Origin of the sequence: Rhizobium sp. Leaf453, from assembly GCF_001425605.1 — a bacterium.
Lineage (GTDB): Bacteria > Pseudomonadota > Alphaproteobacteria > Rhizobiales > Rhizobiaceae > Pararhizobium.
The window spans coordinates 1-21,781 of the sequence record NZ_LMRG01000003.1 but is presented as its reverse complement, the minus strand read 5'-3'; the positions used below and the strand labels follow the sequence as shown (position 1 = coordinate 21,781).

The 21,781-nt window shown below is 60.7% G+C and carries 18 protein-coding genes; 14 read left to right on the top strand and 4 right to left on the bottom strand.

Annotated elements, in window-relative coordinates; genetic code table 11:
• The first annotated feature begins 44 nt into the window (after positions 1-44).
• The 4 genes from ASG68_RS05800 (at position 45) to metH (ending at position 6,596) form a co-directional block, all read left to right on the top strand.
• On the top strand, positions 45-941 hold the full coding sequence (locus ASG68_RS05800; RefSeq protein WP_062577505.1) for an ROK family protein: 897 nt from the start codon (positions 45-47) through the stop codon (positions 939-941).
• Positions 942-959: 18 nt separating this feature from the next.
• Entirely contained in the window at positions 960-1,451 is a 492-nt protein-coding gene (locus ASG68_RS05795; RefSeq protein WP_062577504.1) for a heme-degrading domain-containing protein, read from the top strand.
• Positions 1,452-1,505: 54 nt separating this feature from the next.
• Positions 1,506-2,663 carry an AGE family epimerase/isomerase gene (locus ASG68_RS05790; protein ID WP_062577735.1) on the top strand — a complete coding sequence of 386 codons (1,158 nt, stop codon included), beginning with the start codon at positions 1,506-1,508 and terminating at the stop codon, positions 2,661-2,663.
• Positions 2,664-2,822: 159 nt separating this feature from the next.
• Positions 2,823-6,596 carry a methionine synthase gene (gene metH, locus ASG68_RS05785; RefSeq protein ID WP_062609160.1) on the top strand — a complete coding sequence of 1,258 codons (3,774 nt, stop codon included), beginning with the start codon at positions 2,823-2,825 and terminating at the stop codon, positions 6,594-6,596.
• Positions 6,597-6,603: 7 nt separating this feature from the next.
• On the opposite strand, the gene ASG68_RS05780 is transcribed toward metH, so the two are convergent.
• Positions 6,604-8,124 (bottom strand): FAD-dependent monooxygenase, encoded by a 1,521-nt coding sequence (locus ASG68_RS05780; RefSeq protein WP_062577501.1) that lies wholly within the window; start codon positions 8,122-8,124, stop codon positions 6,604-6,606.
• Positions 8,125-8,294: 170 nt separating this feature from the next.
• Between ASG68_RS05780 and ASG68_RS05775 the strand changes: the two genes are divergently transcribed.
• Entirely contained in the window at positions 8,295-8,513 is a 219-nt protein-coding gene (locus ASG68_RS05775; protein ID WP_062577733.1) for a hypothetical protein, read from the top strand.
• 53 nt (positions 8,514-8,566) lie between these two features.
• Here the strand turns inward: ASG68_RS05775 and ASG68_RS05770 are convergent, their stop codons facing one another.
• The 3 genes from ASG68_RS05770 to ASG68_RS05760 are packed head-to-tail and all read right to left on the bottom strand — an operon-like array spanning position 8,567 to position 12,267.
• Positions 8,567-10,045: an aldehyde dehydrogenase family protein gene (locus tag ASG68_RS05770; RefSeq protein ID WP_062577500.1), complete on the bottom strand. Its 1,479-nt coding sequence runs from the start codon at positions 10,043-10,045 to the stop codon at positions 8,567-8,569.
• Positions 10,046-10,057: 12 nt separating this feature from the next.
• The gene (locus ASG68_RS05765; RefSeq protein ID WP_062577498.1) at positions 10,058-11,323 is read right to left on the bottom strand and encodes a glycosyltransferase; all 1,266 of its coding nucleotides are present in this window, start codon (positions 11,321-11,323) and stop codon (positions 10,058-10,060) included.
• A gap of 14 nt (positions 11,324-11,337) precedes the next feature.
• Positions 11,338-12,267 (bottom strand): GntR family transcriptional regulator, encoded by a 930-nt coding sequence (locus ASG68_RS05760; RefSeq protein ID WP_062609159.1) that lies wholly within the window; start codon positions 12,265-12,267, stop codon positions 11,338-11,340.
• 308 nt (positions 12,268-12,575) lie between these two features.
• Between ASG68_RS05760 and ASG68_RS05755 the strand changes: the two genes are divergently transcribed.
• The 9 genes from ASG68_RS05755 to ASG68_RS05715 all read left to right on the top strand — a co-directional run bounded on the left by ASG68_RS05755 (position 12,576) and on the right by ASG68_RS05715 (position 21,621).
• Positions 12,576-13,631 (top strand): spermidine/putrescine ABC transporter substrate-binding protein, encoded by a 1,056-nt coding sequence (locus tag ASG68_RS05755; protein ID WP_244484118.1) that lies wholly within the window; start codon positions 12,576-12,578, stop codon positions 13,629-13,631.
• A 187-nt stretch (positions 13,632-13,818) separates the two neighbouring features.
• The gene (locus ASG68_RS05750; protein ID WP_062577491.1) at positions 13,819-14,655 is read left to right on the top strand and encodes an ABC transporter permease; all 837 of its coding nucleotides are present in this window, start codon (positions 13,819-13,821) and stop codon (positions 14,653-14,655) included.
• Positions 14,656-14,660: 5 nt separating this feature from the next.
• Entirely contained in the window at positions 14,661-15,452 is a 792-nt protein-coding gene (locus tag ASG68_RS05745) for an ABC transporter permease (RefSeq protein ID WP_156373954.1), read from the top strand.
• Complete coding sequence (locus tag ASG68_RS05740; protein WP_062577487.1) at positions 15,449-16,513, top strand: ABC transporter ATP-binding protein; 1,065 nt, start codon at positions 15,449-15,451, stop codon at positions 16,511-16,513. Before ASG68_RS05745 ends, ASG68_RS05740 begins: the two co-directional genes overlap by 4 nt.
• 32 nt (positions 16,514-16,545) lie before the next feature.
• Complete coding sequence (locus ASG68_RS05735; protein WP_062577485.1) at positions 16,546-17,838, top strand: nucleotide disphospho-sugar-binding domain-containing protein; 1,293 nt, start codon at positions 16,546-16,548, stop codon at positions 17,836-17,838.
• Positions 17,831-18,187: a cupin domain-containing protein gene (locus ASG68_RS05730; protein WP_062577483.1), complete on the top strand. Its 357-nt coding sequence runs from the start codon at positions 17,831-17,833 to the stop codon at positions 18,185-18,187. The genes ASG68_RS05735 and ASG68_RS05730 overlap by 8 nt, the downstream gene beginning before the upstream one ends.
• A gap of 88 nt (positions 18,188-18,275) precedes the next feature.
• Complete coding sequence (locus ASG68_RS05725) at positions 18,276-18,623, top strand: cupin domain-containing protein (RefSeq protein ID WP_062577481.1); 348 nt, start codon at positions 18,276-18,278, stop codon at positions 18,621-18,623.
• Between the two features lie 181 nt (positions 18,624-18,804).
• Entirely contained in the window at positions 18,805-20,310 is a 1,506-nt protein-coding gene (locus ASG68_RS05720) for an aldehyde dehydrogenase family protein (protein WP_082478556.1), read from the top strand.
• A 117-nt stretch (positions 20,311-20,427) separates the two neighbouring features.
• Complete coding sequence (locus tag ASG68_RS05715; protein ID WP_062603943.1) at positions 20,428-21,621, top strand: saccharopine dehydrogenase family protein; 1,194 nt, start codon at positions 20,428-20,430, stop codon at positions 21,619-21,621.
• Positions 21,622-21,781: the final 160 nt, after the last annotated feature.

Genomic DNA, 21,781 nt, shown 5'->3' with positions numbered 1-21,781 from the left:
TACGGTGCCGCTTAACAACGAGACGCACAAGAGTTTGATCCAGCATGTTCATTGGAATTGATTGGGGCGGCACGAAAATGGAAGTCATTGCGCTCGATCGCGATGGCGCAACAAGGGCAAGGCACCGGATCGCTACGCCCAACAGCGGTTATGACGCCTGCGTGCGCGCCGTGCAGGAACTTGTAGCGACGGCCGAGCAGATGGCCGGAGAACGCGGTACCGTCGGCATCGGCATTCCAGGTAGCCCCAATCCGCGCACCGGCATCGTGCGCAATTCCAATGCCGTGCTTTTGAATGGCCAGCCGCTGGGCCGTGATCTTCAGGCCGCGCTCTGCCGCGAGGTCCGGCTGGCCAACGATGCCAATTGTCTCGCGGTGTCAGAAGCGGTGGATGGCGCGGGCAAGGATGAGCACACGGTATTCGGCATCATCGTCGGCACCGGCCATGGCGGTGGCCTCGCCATCGGCAAGCATGTGCATGCCGGCTATCAGGGTGTTGCGGCAGAGATCGGTCATTATCCCCTGCCGTGGATGACGCCTGAGGAATATCCGGGACCCAAGTGCTGGTGTGGAAAGCACGGCTGCCTCGATATGTATGCCTGTGGCACCGGTCTTGAGCTCGACTATCGCACGACAACGGGCGTCGACAGGCGCGGCCGCGATATCATTGCCGACAAGCGCAATGGCGAGCCGGTGGCGACCGCCGTCTACCAGCGTTTCGTCGACCGGCTGGCGCGCAGTCTCGCGCTTCTCACCAATGTCGTCGATCCCGATGTTTTCGTGCTGGGTGGCGGCATGTCGAATGTCGATGAAATCTACGATGAATTGCCGGACCTGATCGTCAAATACATTTTCGGAGACAGCTTCGAAACGCCGATCCGCAAGGCCGTGCATGGTGACAGCTCGGGCGTGCGTGGCGCGGCCTGGCTCTGGAAAGACTGAGAAAAGGATAGGGGACACATGGGTATCGAAGCGGATCTGGAGCGGATCGCCGTTCAGGAAAGCGAGCTGCAGTTCGAAAGTTTCAATCTCGAAAGCGGCTGGGCGCTGGGCTCTTTGCTGCGGGAGATGGCTGTCGAGCGAAAGTTGGGCGTGGTGATCGACGTCACGTTGTTTTCGATGCCGGTCTTCTATACGGCGCTCGAGGGCGCGACGCCTGACAACCCGCACTGGGTGCGCCGCAAGCGCAATTGCGTCTTCCGCTTCCTGAAGAGCAGCTATGCCGTCGGCCTGTCGCTCGCCAAGCAGGACAGCACGATCCAGGCGAAGTTCGGCCTGCCGGATGCGGATTACGCACCGCATGGCGGCAGCTTCCCGATTGTCGTCAGGGGCACGGGCTGCATCGGTGCCGTCACCGTTTCCGGCCTGCCGCAGCGCGAGGACCACAATATGGTCGTCGAGGCATTGTCTCAAATCCTCGGCAAGGACAATGACGCGCTAAAGCTGGCGTAATCCCGGGTCTATCGATATTTTCAAAGCGCATTTGCTGGAATGGATTTTTTGCCGATGGATATTGCAGGCTTTTCCGCAACGCTGAACGAATGGCTGACCGGAGCGGCGTTGCCGCTCTGGCAGGAAAAGGGTTTTGACGGCCCCGGTGGCGGCTTTGTCGAAACCATCGACATGACCGGCGAGCCGGCGCGCGCAAACCGCCGGTCACGCGTCCAGCCCCGTCAGGTCTATTGCTTCGCCGAAGCGGGACGCCGTGGCTGGACTGGTGACTGGCAGACGCTTGCGACCTCCGGCACAGCCTATTTCGATCGCGTCTTTCTGCAGCCGAGCGGCTTTTTCGGCGCGCTGGCGGATGCGGATGGTAATCTGCTTGACCCATCCTTCGACCTTTACAATCAGGCGTTCGCACTGCTCTCCTTCGCCTATCTGGCGCAGGTTTTCCCGGAGCGGAAAGCGGAGATGATCGAGCGCAGCAATACGCTGCGCGAAAAGCTCGAGGCCCATTGCAAGCATCCCACAATCGGTTTCGAGGAAGACAATCCGTCGCGTCTGCCGCTCGGTTCCAATCCGCACATGCATCTGTTCGAGGCCTGCCTGGCTTGCGAAAGCGTTGATGGTTTTGACACCGTCGCCTGGACCAATCTCGCCGACGAGATCGCCACGCTGTGCATGGATCATTTCATCGATGCAGAGACTGGCGCGTTGCGTGAATTCTTCGACCATGACTGGGCACCGATGCCCGGTGACAAGGGACGGATCGTCGAGCCAGGTCATCAGTTCGAATGGGCTTGGCTGCTGCTGCGCTGGGGCGAGCGGCGCGGTAACGCGGATGCACTGGTCAAGGCGCGCCGACTGTTTGAGATCGGTGAGCAGTACGGCATCGCTCAGCCGCGCGAAGTCGTCGTCATGACGCTGTTGGACGACTTTTCGGTTCACGATCCGATTGCCCGTCTCTGGCCGCAGACGGAATGGCTGAAGGCATCGATCCGATTTGCGACACTCACTCAAGGCGAAGAGCGCGAACGCTATCTACGTTCGGCCGTGCGGGCCGCTACGGCGCTCATGCGCTTTCTCGATACGCCGGTGAAGGGCCTTTGGCGCGACAAGCAGAAGGCAGACGGCAGCTTCATCGACGAGCCGGCGCCCGCCAGCACGTTCTACCATATCATTTGTGCGATCTATGAATTGGACGATTGCCTGAAGAGGCTTTGAGCCAATTTTTCCGTCTTCGTTTTGAACGGCCCGCTTCTTCCAGACGCGGGCCGTTTGCGTTTAAGGAGATAATCTGCGGCAATCATATGTTGACATAAAGATATCTTTATGTGAATTCTGAAATTCGAGTTTTGTCGTTTTCAGAACGGGAGATTTCCCATGTCCGCCATCGAAGCCCTTTTCGGCGCCGTATTCCCGCAACCGGATGGATCCGAGGTCATGGCCGCACTGAAGGCGGCGGCGCGCGAACGCATCCTGATCATGGATGGCGCGATGGGGACGGAAATCCAGCAGCTAGGGCTGGGTGAGGACAATTTTCGCGGCGATCGATTCGCAGCCTGCGAATGCCACCTGCAGGGCAATAACGACCTTCTGACGCTCACCCAGCCCGGTGCGATCGAAGAAATCCATTACAACTATGCCATTGCTGGCGCTGATATCCTTGAGACCAACACGTTTTCGTCGACCTCCATCGCCCAGGCCGACTACGGCATGGAAGCGATGGTCTATGAACTCAATCGCGACGGTGCCCGTCTTGCCCGCCGCGCCGGTTTGCGCGCGCAGCAGGTGGACGGCAAGCGCCGGTTTGTTGCCGGCGCGCTCGGGCCAACAAACCGAACCGCCTCGATCTCTCCGGATGTGAACAATCCCGGCTTTCGCGCCGTTACCTTCGATGACCTGCGGATCGCCTATGCCGAGCAGGTGCGGGGTCTGATTGATGGTGGCGCAGATATCATCCTGATCGAGACGATCTTCGACACGCTGAACGCCAAGGCAGCGATTTTTGCGACCGAGGAAGTGTTTGTCGAGAAGGGCGTGCGGCTGCCGGTGATGATTTCCGGCACGATCACGGACCTTTCCGGACGTACGCTTTCCGGCCAGACACCGACGGCCTTCTGGCATTCCGTGCGCCACGCCGATCCTTTCACCATCGGGCTGAACTGCGCACTCGGCGCAAACGCCATGCGTGCGCACCTCGCCGAAATTTCCAGCGTTGCCGATACCTTCGTCTGCGCCTATCCGAATGCCGGCCTGCCGAACGAATTCGGCCGCTATGACGAAACGCCGGAGGAGATGGCGGCGCAGATCGAGGATTTTGCCCGTGAGGGGCTGGTCAATATTGTCGGCGGCTGCTGCGGCTCGACGCCCGCCCATATCCGCGCTATCGCCGAGGCTGTGGCCAGGCATGCCCCACGCGTCATCCCGGACGTACCGCGGTTGATGAAGCTTTCCGGACTGGAGCCGTTCACGCTGACCAAGGACATTCCCTTCGTCAATGTCGGCGAACGCACCAACGTCACGGGTTCCGCCAAGTTCCGCAAACTGATCACGGCAGGCAATTATTCCGAAGCGCTGGATATTGCCCGCGACCAGGTGGCCAACGGCGCCCAGATCATCGATGTCAACATGGACGAGGGCCTGATCGATTCGAAACAGGCCATGGTCGAGTTCCTCAACCTGATCGCGGCCGAACCGGATATCGCCCGCGTGCCTGTCATGATCGATTCGTCGAAATGGGAGATCATCGAGGCCGGGCTGAAATGCGTCCAGGGCAAGCCACTGGTCAACTCCATTTCCATGAAGGAAGGCGAGGAGGCGTTCCTGCATCACGCCCGGCTTTGCCGCGCCTATGGTGCGGCCGTCGTGGTCATGGCGTTCGATGAACAGGGGCAGGCGGATACGCAGGCCCGCAAGGTCGAAATCTGCACGCGTGCCTACAGGCTTTTGACCGAAAAAGCAGGTTTTGCGCCGGAAGACATTATCTTCGACCCGAACATTTTCGCCGTCGCCACCGGTATCGAGGAACACAACAATTACGGCGTCGATTTCATCGAAGCGACGCGCGAGATCATCGCGACGCTGCCGCATGTGCATGTTTCCGGCGGCGTTTCGAACCTGTCCTTCTCTTTCCGTGGCAACGAGCCGGTGCGCGAGGCCATGCATGCCGTGTTCCTCTATCACGCCATCCAGGCGGGCATGGATATGGGCATTGTCAATGCCGGCCAGCTTGCCGTCTACGACCAGATCGAACCGGAACTGAAGGAAGCCTGCGAAGACGTCGTCCTCAACCGCCGTCCCGATTCGACCGAGCGGATGCTGGAGCTTGCAGAGCGCTTCAAAGGCGCTGCCGGCAAGGAAGCAAAGGAGCGCGATCTGAAATGGCGCGAATGGCCGGTCGAAAAACGGCTGGAGCACGCGCTGGTCAACGGTATCACCGAGTTTATCGATGCCGACACGGAAGAGGCGCGCGTCAATGCCGAGCGGCCGCTGCATGTGATCGAAGGTCCGCTGATGGCGGGCATGAACGTGGTCGGCGATCTCTTCGGCGCGGGTAAGATGTTCCTGCCGCAGGTGGTGAAATCCGCTCGCGTGATGAAGCAGGCCGTCGCCGTGCTGCTGCCTTACATGGAAGCCGAACGCCTTGCAGGCGGTGGCGAGGGCGAACGCCTGAGTGCCGGCAAGGTGCTGATGGCGACGGTGAAGGGCGATGTCCACGATATCGGCAAGAACATCGTCGGCGTCGTGCTGGCCTGCAACAATTACGAGATCATCGATCTCGGTGTCATGGTTCCTTCGTCGAAGATTCTCAAAGTCGCGCGCGAGCGCAAGGTCGATATTATCGGTCTATCCGGCCTGATCACCCCGTCGCTCGACGAGATGGCGCATGTAGCGGCCGAAATGGAACGCGAAGGCCTGGATATTCCGCTACTGATCGGCGGTGCCACGACCAGCCGCGTGCATACCGCTGTCAAGATTCATCCGCGCTACCATCAGGGACAGGCGATCTATGTCACGGACGCGAGCCGCGCCGTCGGCATCGTCTCCGGCCTGCTGTCGCCGGAGATGAAGGATGGTTACATCGAGACCGTGCGGGCCGAATACAGGAAGGTTGCTGACGCTCACGCCCGCAACGAGTTGGAAAAACAGCGCCTGCCGCTGGCAAAGGCCCGCGCCAATAGCCAGAAGGTCGATTGGAGCACTTATCAGCCGAAGGCGCCATCCTTTCTTGGAACGCGCGTGTTTCAGGGCTGGGATCTTGCAGAACTGGCCGAGTATATCGACTGGACGCCGTTCTTCCAGACCTGGGAGATGAAGGGCGTCTATCCGAAAATCCTCGACGATGAGCGGCAGGGCGAGGCTGCCCGTCAGCTGTTTGCCGATGCACAGGCCATGCTCGCCAAGGTGATCGCGGAACAATGGTTCGCGCCGAAGGCAGTCGTCGGCTTCTGGCCGGCCGGTACCGTCGAGGACGATATTCGTCTGTTCAGGGACGAAACCCGCAGCGACGAGCTTGCGACCTTCTTTACCCTGCGCCAGCAGATGGCCAAGCGGGATGGCCGGCCGAATGTCGCGCTGTCGGATTTCGTCGCACCAGCGGACAGCGGTGTCCGCGATTATATCGGGGGCTTCGTTGTCACCGCAGGCATCGAGGAAGTGGCGATTGCAGAACGGTTCGAGCGTGCCAATGACGATTATTCCTCGATCATGGTCAAGTCGCTGGCGGATCGATTCGCCGAAGCCTTTTCCGAACGCATGCATGAATTTGTCCGCAAGGAGCTCTGGGGCTACGCAGCCGACGAGGCTTTCGGCCCGCAAGACCTGATCGGCGAGCCCTATGCCGGCATCCGGCCGGCGCCGGGCTACCCGGCCCAGCCCGACCATACGGAAAAGGCCACGCTCTTCAGTCTTCTGAAGGCGGAAGAGGAAATCGGCGTCACGTTGACCGAGAGCTTTGCCATGTGGCCGGGATCATCGGTGTCCGGCCTCTATATCGGCCATCCCGACGCCTATTACTTCGGTGTCGCGAAGGTGGAGCGTGATCAGGTCGAGGATTATGCTACCCGCAAGGACATGCCGATTGATGAGGTCGAGCGCTGGCTGGGGCCGATCCTCAACTACGTCCCGGCCCCGAAGGTGGAAGCAGCCGAATAGCAGCGAATCAGGCCGGACGGATCGCCCGTTCGGCCAGATAGCCGTTCAGCCGGTCCGCACTTCCCAAGGGATCGGCGAGCCCGACATAAGTGTCGGGCCGCAGCAGGTAGATCGCATCGCGAGCAAGGCCGGCGTCGCCGAATTCCTCTCGCCATTCGAACGCGTGCAGTTGGATGTTGTGGTCGGCGCAAGCTGCCTTGAGTTCCGCCGAAGCTGCGCCATAGACATGGACCTGCCAGGCGATAGCCGAGAGCGAATCATAGTTGTCGCGCCCGTCGAACCGCACGAAGGGGAGCCGGTCGCCGCCCTCGACCTTTCCGGCCTTGCCGACGCTCAAGGGACTTTCCGGATAGTCCAGCGTCGTCTGCGAGACTAGGCGGAAGATGGCTTCGCGGGCGGGATCGAGGCTCCAGGCCACTTTCGCAAAGATCGGCGCGACGCGGGTGCGCATGAATTCCGCGATGCTGCCTTGTGCGGTTACGGCGCTGAAAACGCGGTCGGTCGTCTCGACCAGCTTGCGCGCGAAAACTGGCCGCTCCAGCTCGAAACTGTCGAGAAGGCTGTCATCGGCCTGGCCCTTCAGCACGGCCGCGAGCTTCCAGGCGAGGTTGATGGCATCGCCGATGCCGGTGTTCATGCCTTGTCCGCCCGCCGGACTATGCACATGCGCGGCATCGCCCAGTAGGAAGACGCGGCCATGCCGGAAACGTTCGGTGATCCGGTGATGGACGCGGTAGGTGGAGAACCAGTTGACCTTGTTGATGACGAGCCCGATGGCGCTGATTGCCTCACGCCCAACATCCTCGATGGTGAGTGCCTTGTCCCTGTCGATTCGATCCTCGCGGATCGTTCCGATCAGCCGGGTCTTGTCGGTTCCATAGGGCAGAAGCAGCATGAATTCCGGACCTTCGAAGACGATGGTGACTTCGCCGTCGGTCTTGTCGGACTCGGCTTCCACGTCGGCGACGTAAAACAGCTGATCATAGGTACCGCCTTCGAAACTGGCGCCGAGCGTCTTGCGGACCACAGACCGGGCGCCGTCGCATCCGGCTAGATAGCGCGTCTCGCAGGTCTCGACCTGCCCGTCAGGGCCGCGTAAGCGCGCTGTCACGATGCTGCCGTCATCGGTGAAATCCACAAGCTCCGTCCGCCGCTCCACCTCGATGCCGCTTTTTCGCAACTGCTCGACGAGAAAGCGCTCGTGCAGGTCCTGCGGATAGACCAGCACGAAGGGATAGGGCGTGATGTCTTCGCCGGCATCGCCGAACGAAATGTTGGCGCGCGGCCTGCGGCCGGCCCACATCTTGATGCCGGTGGATTTCCGCCCGGCGTCCGCAACGGCGTCGCCGATCCCCAACTGCCGGTAGAGTTCCAGGGTGCGGGCATGGACGACCATGGCCCGCGAGGTTTCGCCGGGGCCTTCCGATTTGTCGATGATTCGAACCTTGATTCCCTGCCCATTGAGCCAGAGCGCCATGACGAGGCCCGTCGGGCCTGCTCCGACAACCAGAACGTCTGCTTCAGCCATGACGAACCTCTCCCGGAATAAATCTGATGGGATTATTTACGGCTTTCGGTGGCAAGCGTCTACGGTTTCAAGGCAGGAGGTTCCGATTGAGAAACGCTCGCCGCTTGATATATGGACCAGTGCCCGTTCATGACGAGGCGGACGTTCAGACCGGGAAGGAACATATTATCATGGTGGAAGACAAGCTCGACACCGTCGCCCTTCTCAAAGCGATCGCCGACAGCCCGAAACGCGACAACAGCGTCTACCACCGTGCCATGGCTGAAGCCCGCCAGGCCTTCGAGGACGCGGAAGCCGCGCTTGGTGGACCGGTGCGTTTGCGGACCAAGACGAAGGTGAAACGCAACGGCGATTACGTCGTCAAATGGACATTCAAACGAATCGACTGATGTGAGATGCTGATAAGGACACGTTCAGCCAAAGACGCATGAGCGCGCATGCTTCAGTTCTTGATGTACCATCCCCAAGGCTCGTCGCTGTTGAAGCGGGTGATCTGCTTGGTCTCCAGATAGTTGGATAAGCCCCAGCGGCCGAGTTCGCGGCCGATGCCGGATTGCTTGTAGCCGCCCCAGGGCGCTTCGACGAAGGTCGGTTGCGAGCAGTTGACCCAGACGATGCCGGCTCGAAAGGCTTCGGCGACGCGCTCGGCACGAATGACGTCCTTGGACATGACAGCGGCGGCGAGGCCGAAGCGGCTGTCATTGGCCATGCGGATGGCATCGTCCTCATCCTTGAACGGCTTGACGCAGACGACCGGGCCGAAAATCTCTTCCTTCCAGACATAGCTGCCTTCGCTCATGCCGGTCAGTACGGTTGGCTCCAGGAAGTAACCGCTGTTCAGCCCGGCGGGGCGGCCGCCGCCATGCGAGACGGTCGCGCCGTCGATGCGGGCATGCTCGATCGCCGACAGGATCTTGTCATACTGACCCTTGGAAACGATCGGGCCGAGCAGCGTTCCATCCTCCATGCCGTTGCCGATCCTGATTTTCGCAGCTTCCTCGCAGAGCCGCGAAAGAACGGCATCGTAGATGCTTGCTTCGACCAGAACCCGTGAGGTGGCCGAACAGACCTGACCCTGGTTCCAGAAGATGCCGAACATGATCCACTCGACGGCCTTTTCGATATCGCTGTCGGCGAAGATGACGAAGGGGGATTTGCCGCCGAGTTCGAGGCTGACATTCTTGATATCCTGCGCGCCCGCCATCATCACTTTGCGGCCGGTGGAAACAGAGCCGGTAAAGGCCAGCTTGTCGACCAGCGGGTGCTCCGTCAGCGGTTCGCCAGCCTGCATGCCGGTGCCGGTGACGATGTTGAGTACGCCGGCCGGGAGACCCGCCTCCTCGGCGATGACGCCGAGTTCGAGCGCGGTCAGCGGCGTCAGTTCGGACGGTTTCAGCACCATGGTGCAGCCGGCGGCCAGCGCAGGCGCCACTTTCCACGCCACCATCAGCAGCGGATAGTTCCATGGCGTGATCGCGCCAACGACGCCGATCGGCTCGCGGACCACGCGCGAGGAAAAGCGCGGCTCGCTGAGCGGGATGGTCTCTTCCGGATGGGCGTCCAGTTCTTCCGCCAGCCCCGCGTAATAGGTGAAGCATCCGGCGACATCGTCGATATCCCAGAGCGCTTCCGGCAGCGGCTTGCCATTGTCGAGAACTTCGAGTTTCGCCAGAAATTCACGCTTTTCGGTGATTTTCGTGGCGATCGCCCGCAGGTAGACGGCGCGTTCAGCGCCGGTGAAATGTGGCCATGGTCCGGTATCAAAGGCGTAGCGGGCGGCCTTGACGGCCTTGTCGATATCGCTGCTCGTCCCGGCCGGCGCCTTGTGGATCACCTCTTCGGTCGCGGGATTGATGACATCGAACGTACCGCCTCGTTCAGGCGTCACCCATTCGCCGTCGATATAAAGCCTGTCCTGCATGTCGCGTCCTTTTCAGATCAGGTCGAGAATGGCCTGGGCTGCCACCGTCACGCCGGCGGCTTTCTTCATCGCTGTGGAGTTGGTGGACAATTTATCGCGCAGGGCGGGATTGTCGAGCAGGCCGGTGATGGTCGACGCCAGTTCGGTGTCGCTCCAGCGGTATCGGTCCAGCCGCCTGCCGACGCCGACATCTTCGGCCCGGCGGGCATTGTCATGACCATCCCAGCAGAATGGCATGACCAGCGATGGGACGCCGAAGTAGAGCGCCTCGCAAAAACTGTTGTTACCGCCGTGATGGATGAACAGGCTCGATTGCTCGACGACGGACGGTTGCGGAAACCAGCTGTCGAGGAAGACATTGTCCGGAATGCCGGAATAGTCTTCGCGCCAGGGACCGACATTGACGATGAAGCGATAGGGCAGGGTCTCGAAGACGCCGATCATCCGCTTGATCATCGAGACGTCCATGGCGCCGAGACTGCCGAAGCTGGTCAGCACCAGCGGTGCATCCTGATGCGAAGCGAAGTGCGGCAGCGTATAGGGCGCCTCCTGCCGGACACAGCCATCGAGATAAATGAACTTTTTCGGATCGAGGGGTGTCTGGCGATCGAAACGGACGATATCGGGCGAGAGGAGGAGATTGAGGAAGGGCGAGTTTTCAAGGAATTCGCTCGGCGGCAACGAGTTGAGACCGCATTCCGCGAGGAAGGTGTTCATGCGCTTTTGCGCCGGTGCCACGGCCTTGGAATAGGCGCGGGAAAAAGCCGCCCATTCGCTACTCGGCCTGTCGCCACAGCCGGAAAGGTAGGGCGGTACCTGCGGATCTGGCAGTTCCGTCTCGGCGCAGGAGATGACACGAACCCACGGCACGCCGGCATTGGCGATGGCCGGAAACATGACGACGTTGTCGAGCACGATGGCTGCGGGCTTCAATTGCGCCAGAAGCTGGCGAAGCGGTTCCTCGGCCGAGATTGCCGTATCGACAATGGCGTCCCAGGTGGGCGCAACATAGCTTTTGACCTGTTCCAGCGGCGTCTGGCGAAAGGCGTCCTGATGCCGGTTGATGAAGTCGGTCCAATCCGTCTGGCTCTCGGCGCCTGCCGATTGCAGCTGGTATTCCGGAAAGCCGTATTCACTGAAGACGCCCCGAAAGCCGGGATGACAGATGAAGACCGGGCGGGCGCCCAGCCGGCGCAGTTCCTGGGCGATGCCGACGCAATTCAGCGCGGCGCCGTAACTGGCTTCCGGAAAGAAGGCGATCACCTTGGGCTGGGTCATGCATGCACCGCTATCTAGCCGACGACCTTGAAGATGGGCGGAACGCCGCGTCCGGCAAGGCGAGGTCGCTGGGAATGGGAAAGCTGGATATGCACGCGCATCAGGTCGGCCGCAAGATCAAGCTGGCCGCGTTCGATCTGCTCAAGCATCTGGATATGTTCCATATTCGATTGCATCAGCCGGAAAGCGTTGACATGGACCGGTGGCTGGCTGGAGCGGCGGCGGCGGTGATGGCTCGACAGCGCCTCCGACATGAAGGGATTGCCGCAGCTTTTGGCGATCAGCATGTGAAAATCGAAATCGGTGCGCTCGAACAGTTTCTGGTCGAAGCTGCTTTCGGTCATCGAGCGCAGGATTTCCATCGACTGGCGCAGGGAGGTGATGGCGGCAATGTCGCGGCGAAAGCCGGGCATGGTCAGCGCAAGCGGCTCGCAGGAGAGCCGGTATTCGAAGCTCTTGGCGATAGCATCACCGCTGATGGCGAATTGTTTGATCAGCCATTGCTGGCCGGCGGCGCGCTCGGCGAGATTGTCTTCCGCCAGTCGCGTCAGCGCGTTCTGCACCGCATTGCGCGACGCCTCATAGCGGCGCTGCAGGCTGGCGACCGTCTGGGAATCACTGATCCTCCCGGCCGCCACGTCACGCAGGATAGCGTTGTAAAGTTCGGTTTCTTCGGCCGGTTCGGCAATATCCTCCAGTCCTGGAAAGGTGGCGGGGTCGATTGCCAGAAGGTAGCCGCCTTCCACTTCCGCCGTGACGAGGGATTTTTCGGCGAGGAACTGTAGTGCCTTGCGGATCGGTGTGCGGGAGACGTTGCAGCGGGAGGCGAGTGCCTGTTCCGGCAGTCGCTCACCGCGGCTCATTCCGCGTTCAGTGGCAATATCAAGTATTTTCTGCGCCAGTTCGACATGGCGATGATTTACCTTCTTTGTCTCCGTGCCCATCATCAATCGCCCTGCATTCCATATATTTGAGCTTATGCTGCATCGTCATTGGCGGCTTCGCAAGGGCATTTGTTAAATTTTCATGGTGTGCACGATTCTGTATTGACGTATTTTTTTTATAAATAATACTGCCTGCCGAAGCGAACACATAGACCGGATAACCGGCGGGCCGCTTCGGGAACAGAGGTTGAACCCTCGGGACAGGCTGAGCGTCGGATCGCGAGACCTCCCGGGACGATGGATTTAGCGCAGACCACGAACGCTTGGCCCAGCCGGCGTCCAGATTGCGCCAGCAACGGGAGATGTCCTTGAAAACGTCAGTGAAATTGCGCCTGGCCGGTCTTGTCGCGGCGTCCGCCATGACCCTTGCGGCGGGAACGGCGATGTCGGCCGATCTGGTGATATCCAATTGGGATGGCTACATGGCCAAGGACATCGCCGAGACCTTCAAGGCGGCGACCGGGCTTGAGATCGAGGTCGTCAATCATGCGACCAATGAAGAAGTCATGGGCAAGCTGATGGCCGGCGGGGGCAAGGGTTATGACATCGTGTTCGTCTCCTCGCCGTTTGCGGAAATCCTGAACCATCAGGGCATGCTGGCGCCGATCGACAAGGCTGCGGTGCCGAACCTCGCCAATCTTTATCCGGAAGCGGCGGCTCTTGCCTATGATCCGGGTACGACCTTTTCCGTTCCCTATACCTGGGGCACGACCGGCCTGTGCTACCGCTCGGATGTCGTAAAGAACGCGCCGGATAGCTGGATGAATCTGCTGGCGCCTTCCGACGACCTGAAGGGCAAGACCACCATGCTCGCCACCGACCGCTGGCTGATGGCCGCCGGTTTGCTGGCCAAGGGCTATTCGGTCAACGAGACCGATCCGGCCAAGGTCGAGGAAGCCAAGAACCTGCTGATCGAAGCCAAAAAGACGCTGCTCGCCTATGACGACACGACCTTCTATTCGAAGCTGGTTTCCGGCGAGGCCTCGCTTGTTCACGCCTGGGATGGCTGGTGCAACTACGGCATCACCGAAAACAAGGACATCAAGTTCGTCGTGCCGAAGGAAGGTTCCGATCTCTGGGTCGATACCATCGTCGTCACGAAGAACTCTGAAAAGCAGGCCGAGGCGATGAAGTTCATCAACTTCATTCTCGATGCCAAGAATCATGCCTGGGCAGCGGAGAACATTCTCTACAAGGTGCCGAACAAGGCCGCCATGGAAAGCCTCAGCCCGGATCTGGTCAAACAATATCCGAATATGGGCATGACCGCGGCGGAGCTTACGAAATACGAGCTTCTTCGTGACCTGGGCGACGCGCAGAAGGAATATTCCCGCGCCGTCAGTGAGATCAAGGCCGCCAACTAGGCCCATTGTACTGTGTGGCGGTGCGACGTCAGGGGCGTCGTGTAGCCCACCAACCCGTGGCGGCTGAGTGGCGGCTCGCCGCCACGGGATCATGTTTCAGACAGTAAAGACAGATCAGTAGTAGACGTAGCCGGCTGTTCCGGTCGCGGCGGAGCTTTGCGTGGCCTATCAAACGACAAGACCCAATATGCTGGCGGCACCCGCCGTGCTGTGGCTTCTTGCCTTCATGGTGGCGCCGTGCCTGCTCGTTCTCAGCTACGCCTTCTTCCAGCGTGGTACCTGGGGGGGCATCGAATATACCTTCACCCTTGAAAATTTCGTCCGCGTCTTTGATCCGCTCTATGCGAAAATCTTCCTGAATTCGGCCCGGATCGCGCTGACGACCACCGTTCTCGCCATCCTGATCGCTTATCCCGCGGCCTACGCCATCAGCCGCGCGCCGCGAGTGCGCCAGCCGATGCTGCTGTTTTTCGCCGTCCTGCCCTTCTGGAGCAATTACCTGATCCGCACCTATGCCTGGATCGTGCTGCTGAACCGCGAAGGGCTGCTGAACGGATTTATCTCGTATCTCGGCTATCAGGGCGAGCCGCTGTCGCTGCTTTATACGGAAGCGGCCGTCATCACCGGCCTCGTCTACAACTATCTGCCCTTCGTCATCCTCGCGATCTATTCCACGCTTTCCCGGCTCAATCCGGAGCTGATGGAAGCTTCGCGCGATCTCGGAGCGGGCGCCTTCCGCACCTTCTGGCGGGTGACATTGCCACTGACGCTTCCGGGCGTGGCAGCCGGCGGGGTCTTCGTCTTCGTGCTGTCGATCGGCAATTTCGTGACGCCTGCGCTGCTCGGCGGCGGCCGCTTCCAGATGATCGGCAATCTCGTCTATGACCAGTTCCTGACCGCGAACGACTGGCCCTTCGGCGCCGCGCTCGGCATGGTGTTGATCGCCATCATGGTGGCGCTGCTGTTCCTGCAGGCGCGCGCCACGTCCCATGCCAGCGGCGAGCGGAAGGGGGAGGCTGCCTAATGTCCATGTCCAGCGGCATTGCCCCCAAGCGCCTTCCGGGCCGTATCATTCTTCTCCTCGTTTTCGGCTTCCTCTATCTGCCTATCGCGGTCTTGGTGATGCTCTCCTTCAACGAGTCGGGTCTTCCGACCTCGTGGTCCGGCTTCTCGACGCACTGGTATGCCGCGCTTATGGGCAACAACGAAATCCTGCATGCCGCCTGGAACACGCTGGTCGTCGCCATCTTCGCGACACTGATTTCCACGGTGCTCGGCACGCTGCTTGCCATCGGCATGGAAACCCGCGCCCGCAAGAGCAACGGGCTCGAAGCGCTCGCTTTTGCGCCAATGGTCATTCCCGATATCGTGCTGGCCGTGGCGCTGCTGACCTTCTTCTCTCGGCTGAACCTGACGATGGGGCTGCACACGATCATCCTCAGCCACATCATCTTCGATCTGGCCTTCGTCTGCTCCGTCGTCAGGGCGCGGCTGAAGCATTTCGATTTTTCGATCGTCGAAGCCTCGCGCGATCTCGGCGCGTCCGGCTGGACGACCTTCTGGCGGGTCACATTCCCGGTGCTTCTGCCGTCGATCATCGCCGGCGCGCTGCTCGCCTTCACCCTGTCCGTCGATGAATTCATCATCGCCTTCTTCACCGCCGGTGCCGGCCGTTCGTCGATCACGCTGCCCATGCAGATCTATTCGATGATCCGCTTCGGCGTCACACCGGAAGTCAATGCGCTCGCAACCATCGTCATGGCGGTCAGCGCCACGGCGCTCCTGCTTTCGCAATGGCTCAATAAAGAACAGATCCAATGACTGCTGCTGCACCATCTGCAAAACCGATCCTCAAGATCGAGGAGATCGTCAAGAATTACGGGCCGATCACGGCGGTTGATCGCGTCTCGCTCGATATCCGCGAGAAGGAGTTCTTCGCGTTGCTCGGGCCTTCCGGCTGCGGCAAGACGACCCTTCTGCGCATGCTGGCCGGCTTCGAGATGCCGACCGCCGGGCGCGTGCTGCTGGAAGGTCAGGACATCTCGCCGCTGCCGCCGGAAAAGCGGCCGCTGAACCTGATGTTCCAGTCCTATGCGCTGTTCCCGCATATGAGCGTGCGCAAGAACCTCGCCTATGGGCTGGAAATGGAGAAGCTGTCGCGCACCGAAATCGACCGCCGCGTCGATGAAATCCTCGCAACGACCGATCTCGCGCGCTTCGCGGACCGCAAACCGGAGCAACTGTCCGGCGGCCAGAAGCAGCGTGTGGCGCTAGCCCGAGCTCTGGTGAAGCGTCCGAAGGTGCTGCTGCTCGACGAGCCTTTGGGTGCGCTCGACAAGAAGCTGCGCGAAAAGATGCAGCTTGAGCTGAAGCGCATGCAGCACGAAGCAGGCATCACCTTCATCATCGTCACCCACGATCAGGAAGAAGCCTTGGTCATGGCCGACCGCATGGCGATCCTGAAAGATGGGCGTCTCCTGCAATGCGGCAAGCCGGAAGAGATTTACGAACAGCCCGCCGACCCCTTCGTCGCCAATTTCATCGGCGTGATGAATTTCATCGAAGGCGCCGTTTCCCCTGCGGGCCAGTTCGAGGCTCCCGGTTTGCGGCTTCCCGTTCCAAGTGACCGCAGCGGTTCGGCATCGCTTGCCGTGCGGCCTGAGCACATCACTGTTGCGAGCGCCGATGCGGGCTTCAATGGGGTGATCGAGGAGATCGCCTATCACGGCCTTGACCGGGTGCTGCATGTGCGTACCGCTGCATCTCCGAACGCCATCCAAGTCCGTGTTTCTGCCGAAACCGGTGCCCGCTACCGACCGGGCGACCGGATCGGGCTCGGCATTGATGCCGCCAAGGCGCGGCTTTTCCATTCTGCGGCGTAAGCCACGGCCCAAACAAGAACAAGAGGGAACCCATGTCCAAGACGATTGCATTCTTTCCCGAAGCAGCCTTCGGCCCGGCGCTGAATTCCGTCGGCATTGCCCAGGCCGTCGAAGCGCTCGGCCACAAGGCGGTCTTCCTATCCGACCCCGGCTTTGTCGATGTCTACAAGGGCTATGGTTTCGAGGCCCACCCGGTCAACCTGTCGGCGCCGATGCCGCCCGAGCAGATGGCGAAATTCTGGGAAGACTTCATCAACGGCCATATCCCGAATTTCCGCAAGAGCCCCTATGACCAGATTGAGAACTATGTCCGCGATTGCTGGGAAGCGATCGTCGACAGCGCCAAATGGGCGCAGAAGGACCTGCCCGGTGTTCTCGCGAAGATCAAACCGGACCTGATCTGTGTCGACAATGTCATCCTGTTTCCGGCGATCAAGCAGTTCGGCAAGCCGTGGGTGCGGATCATCTCCTGCTCGGAAAACGAGATCGAGGACCCGAAGATCCCACCGCACCTCTCCGGATGCCGCCAGGACGATCTCGCGGGCCATGCCGCCTATCGCAGGAAATTCGAGGAGGTCATCAAGCCGATCCACGACGATTTCAACAGCTTCCTCGCCTCGACCGGCGAGGCGCCCTATCCGATCGGCCAGTTCTTCGAAGCATCGCCGTTCATGAACCTGCTGCTCTATCCTGAATCGGTGAAGTTCGAGCGCGAACATCCGCTCGACCCAAGACAGTTCCAGTATCTCGAAGGCTGCGTGCGCAAGGAAAAGCCCTACGAGGTTCCTGTCTTTGCCGAGAACAATGACAAGCCTCTTCTCTATATATCCTTCGGCAGTCTTGGTGCCGGCGATACCGATCTGCTGAAACGGCTGATCGCGACTATCGGCAAGCTGCCCCATCGCGCGCTGGTCAATGTCGGTGACTACAAGGATCAGTATAGCGATCTGCCCGGCAATATAATCGTCGAAAGCTGGTTCCCGCAGCCCTCCGTCATCCCGCAGGTCGATGCGGCCATCCATCACGGCGGCAACAACTCGTTCACCGAGTGCCTCTATTTCGGCAAGCCGGCGATCATCATGCCCTATGTCTGGGACGGTCACGACAACGCCACCCGCGTCGACGAAACCGGCCACGGCTTCAAAATGCCACGCTACGACTGGACGGACGCGGAACTGGCGGCCAAACTCGATGCCTGCGTCAACGATCCGGCGATGAAGGCGAAACTGGCAGCCACCAGCGCCCACATGCAGGCCCAGAATGGCCCGCAGAAGGCGGCCGGCATTCTCGACCAGCTTGCAAAGACGGGGAAGTTCGATGGCTGAACCATCCTCCGCTCCCCACATCTACAATGCCTCGACCTACGACGATCTCGTCTACTGGGGCCTGCAACCCGACAGTGTCGAAGGCCAGTCGAAATCGACAGGCCGGCTTGTCCACAAGGGGCCGAACAACCAGCCGGAATCCGGCATCTGGGTCTGCACGCCCGGCCGCTGGCGCCTGTCGATTCCGCGCGACGAATTCTGCCATTTTGTCGCCGGCCGTGCGGTTTACCGCTCCGATGACGGCGAGGTGATCGAGGTCGAGGCGGGCACGGTGGTGATGTTTCCCGGCGGCTGGACCGGCGAATGCCATGTGATCGAAACCATGCGCAATATCTACATGCTGGTCTGACCGGCCTGTCTCGACATTACTGCGGCAGTGTTTCGGCTGTTCTTGTGAGCGCGGAAACTGCCTGAATAAAAACGAAAGGAAACATCCGATGACCGCAACACCGCTGATGCGCAACCCGCTCGACGAGACCGACCTCAAGGACTGGGGCATCATCCCGACGATGATCGAGGGCGAAAGCCGCACGACCGGCAAGCTGATCCACAAGGGGCCGGACGGGCAATCCGAATGCGGCCTGTGGATCTGCACGCCCGGCAAATGGAATTGCCACGTCACCCGCGACGAGTTCTGCCATTTCCTCGAAGGCCGCTGCACCTATGTGCACGAGAGCGGCGAGGTGATCGAGATCACGCCCGATACGGCCGCTTTCTTCCCCCAGGACTGGAAGGGCGTCTGCACCGTGCATGAGACGATCAAGAAGGTTTACATGATCCGGTAGGGGATCGGGAGGGAGGGCTTTCCGCGCGTCTTGAGCGAGAAGCCCCTCATCCGCCCTTCGGGCACCTTCTCCCCGCTGGGGAGAAGAGTAGCGCGGCGATCTCTGGACCTCCTCTCCCCAGCGGGGAGAGGGCAGGGTGAGGGGGATTTCGCCAAGGCAAATGCGTTAACAGGAAAAACCCATGTTCAATCCAGCCGAACCCGTGTTCTACCGGCATCCGGTCTATATCGCCGCCAGGGGTGAACGCCACACGGTGGTCAATCCGGCAACACTTCAGCCGGAGGGTACATTCGCGGAAACGACGGCGGCCGAACTGGATGCCGTGCTGCTGGCTGCCAAAACGGCCCAGTCGGAATGGAAGCGTCTGGACGCCAAGAGCCGCGCGACCGTGTTGCACCGGATCGCCAACCGGATTGAAGCGACGGACATGCGGATCTGCGCCGAACTGATGTCGCGGGAAATGGGAAAGCCCTATCCCGAAGCGATCGGCGAAGTCGCCAATTGTGCCGGCGCTTTCCGTTATTTCGCCGAAATGGCGCGGGACGAGGCCGGCAAGGTGGCGGGCACGACACAGAAAGGCTCGTTCCAGTATGCCCGTTATGAGGCTCTGGGCACCAGCGTCCACATCATGCCGTTCAACTTCCCGATCCTCTTGATGTGCTGGACGGTCGCGGCGTCGCTTGCCTCTGGCAATGCCTGCATCATCAAGCCGGCGCTGGCGACGACGCTTTCGACGCTGGAATTCATGGGCGTGTTCGAACCGCTGCCAGAGGGGCTGATCGCCTGTGTTCCCGGCGGTGCCGATGTGGCACAATATCTGATCGCCTCGCCTTTGACGCATGCCGTCGCCTTCACAGGCTCGGTGGGGGCCGGCAAGGCAGTCGCTGCCGCTGCAGCCAGCCAGATGAAGCCGGCCGTCATCGAAGCCGGTGGCAGCGATCCGATGATCATCACCGCCCATGCGCCGCTCGATGTCGCCGCCGCCGGTGCTGTCACGGCCGCCTTCCATCTGTCCGGTCAGGTCTGCACCTCGGCCGAACGTTTCTTCGTTGTCGACAGCATCCATGACGCCTTCATCGAGAAGTTTGCCGCCGAGACACGGCGCTTACGCGTCGGCAATGGCCTGACGCGTGCTGAGATCGGTCCCTTGGTGAGCAAGGCCGCGCGCGACAAGGTCATCCGCCTGGTCGAGGATGCCAAGGCCAAGGGCGCGACCGTCGTTCTCGGCGGAAAGATCCCCGACAGTGAACCGGTCGGCTGGTTCTATGAACCGACGATCCTCACCGGTTGCACGCCGGACGTGGCGATCATGCAGGAGGAATGTTTCGGTCCGGTCGCCGCGATTGCCCGTGTCGCCGATTTCGACGAGGCGGTACGGCTTGCCAATGACAGCCCCTTCGGCCTCGGCGCTTCGGTCTTCACCACCAGCCTCGAGGAGGCGATGGAAGCGGCCGAGCGCCTCGAATCCGGCATGGTCTGGGTCAACAACCCGATGATCGACAACGATGCACTGCCGTTCGGCGGCTGGAAAGCGTCCGGCATGGGGCGCGAACTCGGCCGCCAGGGACTCGATGCCTTCCGCCGCTCGAAGATGGTGATCATCGACCACAAGCCGGTGATCCACGAATGGTGGTACCCCTATCCCGACGATTGGTTTTACGAGGAAGGCGGGCGCAAGCACGTCTGAAGTTTCTCTTCTCCCCATCGGGGAGAAGGTGGCGCGATGCGCCGGATGAGGGGAGCGTCGCTCCTGACACGCTCTTGATGGCCCGCCGGGCGAGAATTCGAAAAGGACACCCAAGTTATGAAAATCTCCATTCTCGGTGGCGCCGGCCTGATGGGTGCCGGTATTGTCCGTGATCTCGTCTCCGACCGCGCGATCGTCGATATCACCACGATCCGCATCTGCGACACATCGCGTCCGCGCATGGAAAGCCTGGTTGCCGATCTGGGCGATCCCCGGCTGGACCTGTTCGATCTTGACGTGACCGACCCCGCGCGTCTCGCCGAGGCGATTTCGGGTGCTGATCTTTGCATCAATTGCGTGCCGACCTTGCTCGGCTTCCAGATGAGCATCTTTGAAGCGTCGCTTGCGGCAGGCGTCGCCTATATGGATCTCGGCGGCCTCGGCACCTTCACCGTCAAGCAGATCGCCGAACACGAGCGCTTCAAGGCGGCGGGCGTCACCGCCGTCGTCGGCGTCGGCGCCGATCCCGGCATGTCCAACGTCATCTGCCGCGCGGTCGCCGATGAACTCGACACGATCGAGAAGATCAATCTCTACTGGGCGGCGGAACTGACCGGCGAGGAGAACCCGATCCTGATGCCGCCCTACAGCGTCTCGACCGTGCTGGCCGAATATGCGCATCCGAGCACGCAGTTCCTCGACGGTCGTCATGTGGAGTGCCCGCCGATGGGGGGCAGGGAAGTCATCGACCTGCCGGAGCCTTGGGGGCGTTGCGAATTCATGTATTCGCCGCATTCGGAACAGCTGACCGTGCCGCTTGCCGACGGCATTCGAGACAAGGGTATTCGCGAGTTCACCTGGAAACTGCATCTGCCGCACCGCGAGCATGAAGCCTGGGTCGGTCTGGTGAAGGCGGGTTTCGGTGATTTCAACGATCCCGTCGAGGTCGGCGGTGTCACCGTCAAGCCGCTCGATGTGCTCAACGCCGTCATACAGCGCAATATCGCCCGCAATCCGCACCGGATCCCGCAGCAGGAAAGCTCGGAAATCCATTTCGCCATCGGAAGGGGCCTGAAGGACGGCAAGCCGGTCGAGGTCCGTTATGAGGTGATCGTCACACCGGACGAGATGTATGCGCCCTATGTCGACGCCGGCACCTCTATGAGCGCGTCGATTGCAGCACAGCTGGTTTTGAAGAACCCGAAGCGACCTGGCGTCTGGGCGCCGGAAGAATACTTCACGGCAGCCGATTTCTTCCCTGAACTGGAGAAGCGGAAGTTCCGGGTGAGAAGCAGCATCAAGGCGCTTTAGGGCGCCTTTTTCACGCCCACGCGAATTTGACCATTTGGGCAAGAAATTGCCCTTTGGATTTTGTGATTGTGCGCCGGATTCCTATGTTTTTGGGTTGTTGTTTGAAATTCGTGTTTAATTTCAGTAACTTGTAAGAAAGTTCATTTTTTTGGAAATGTCG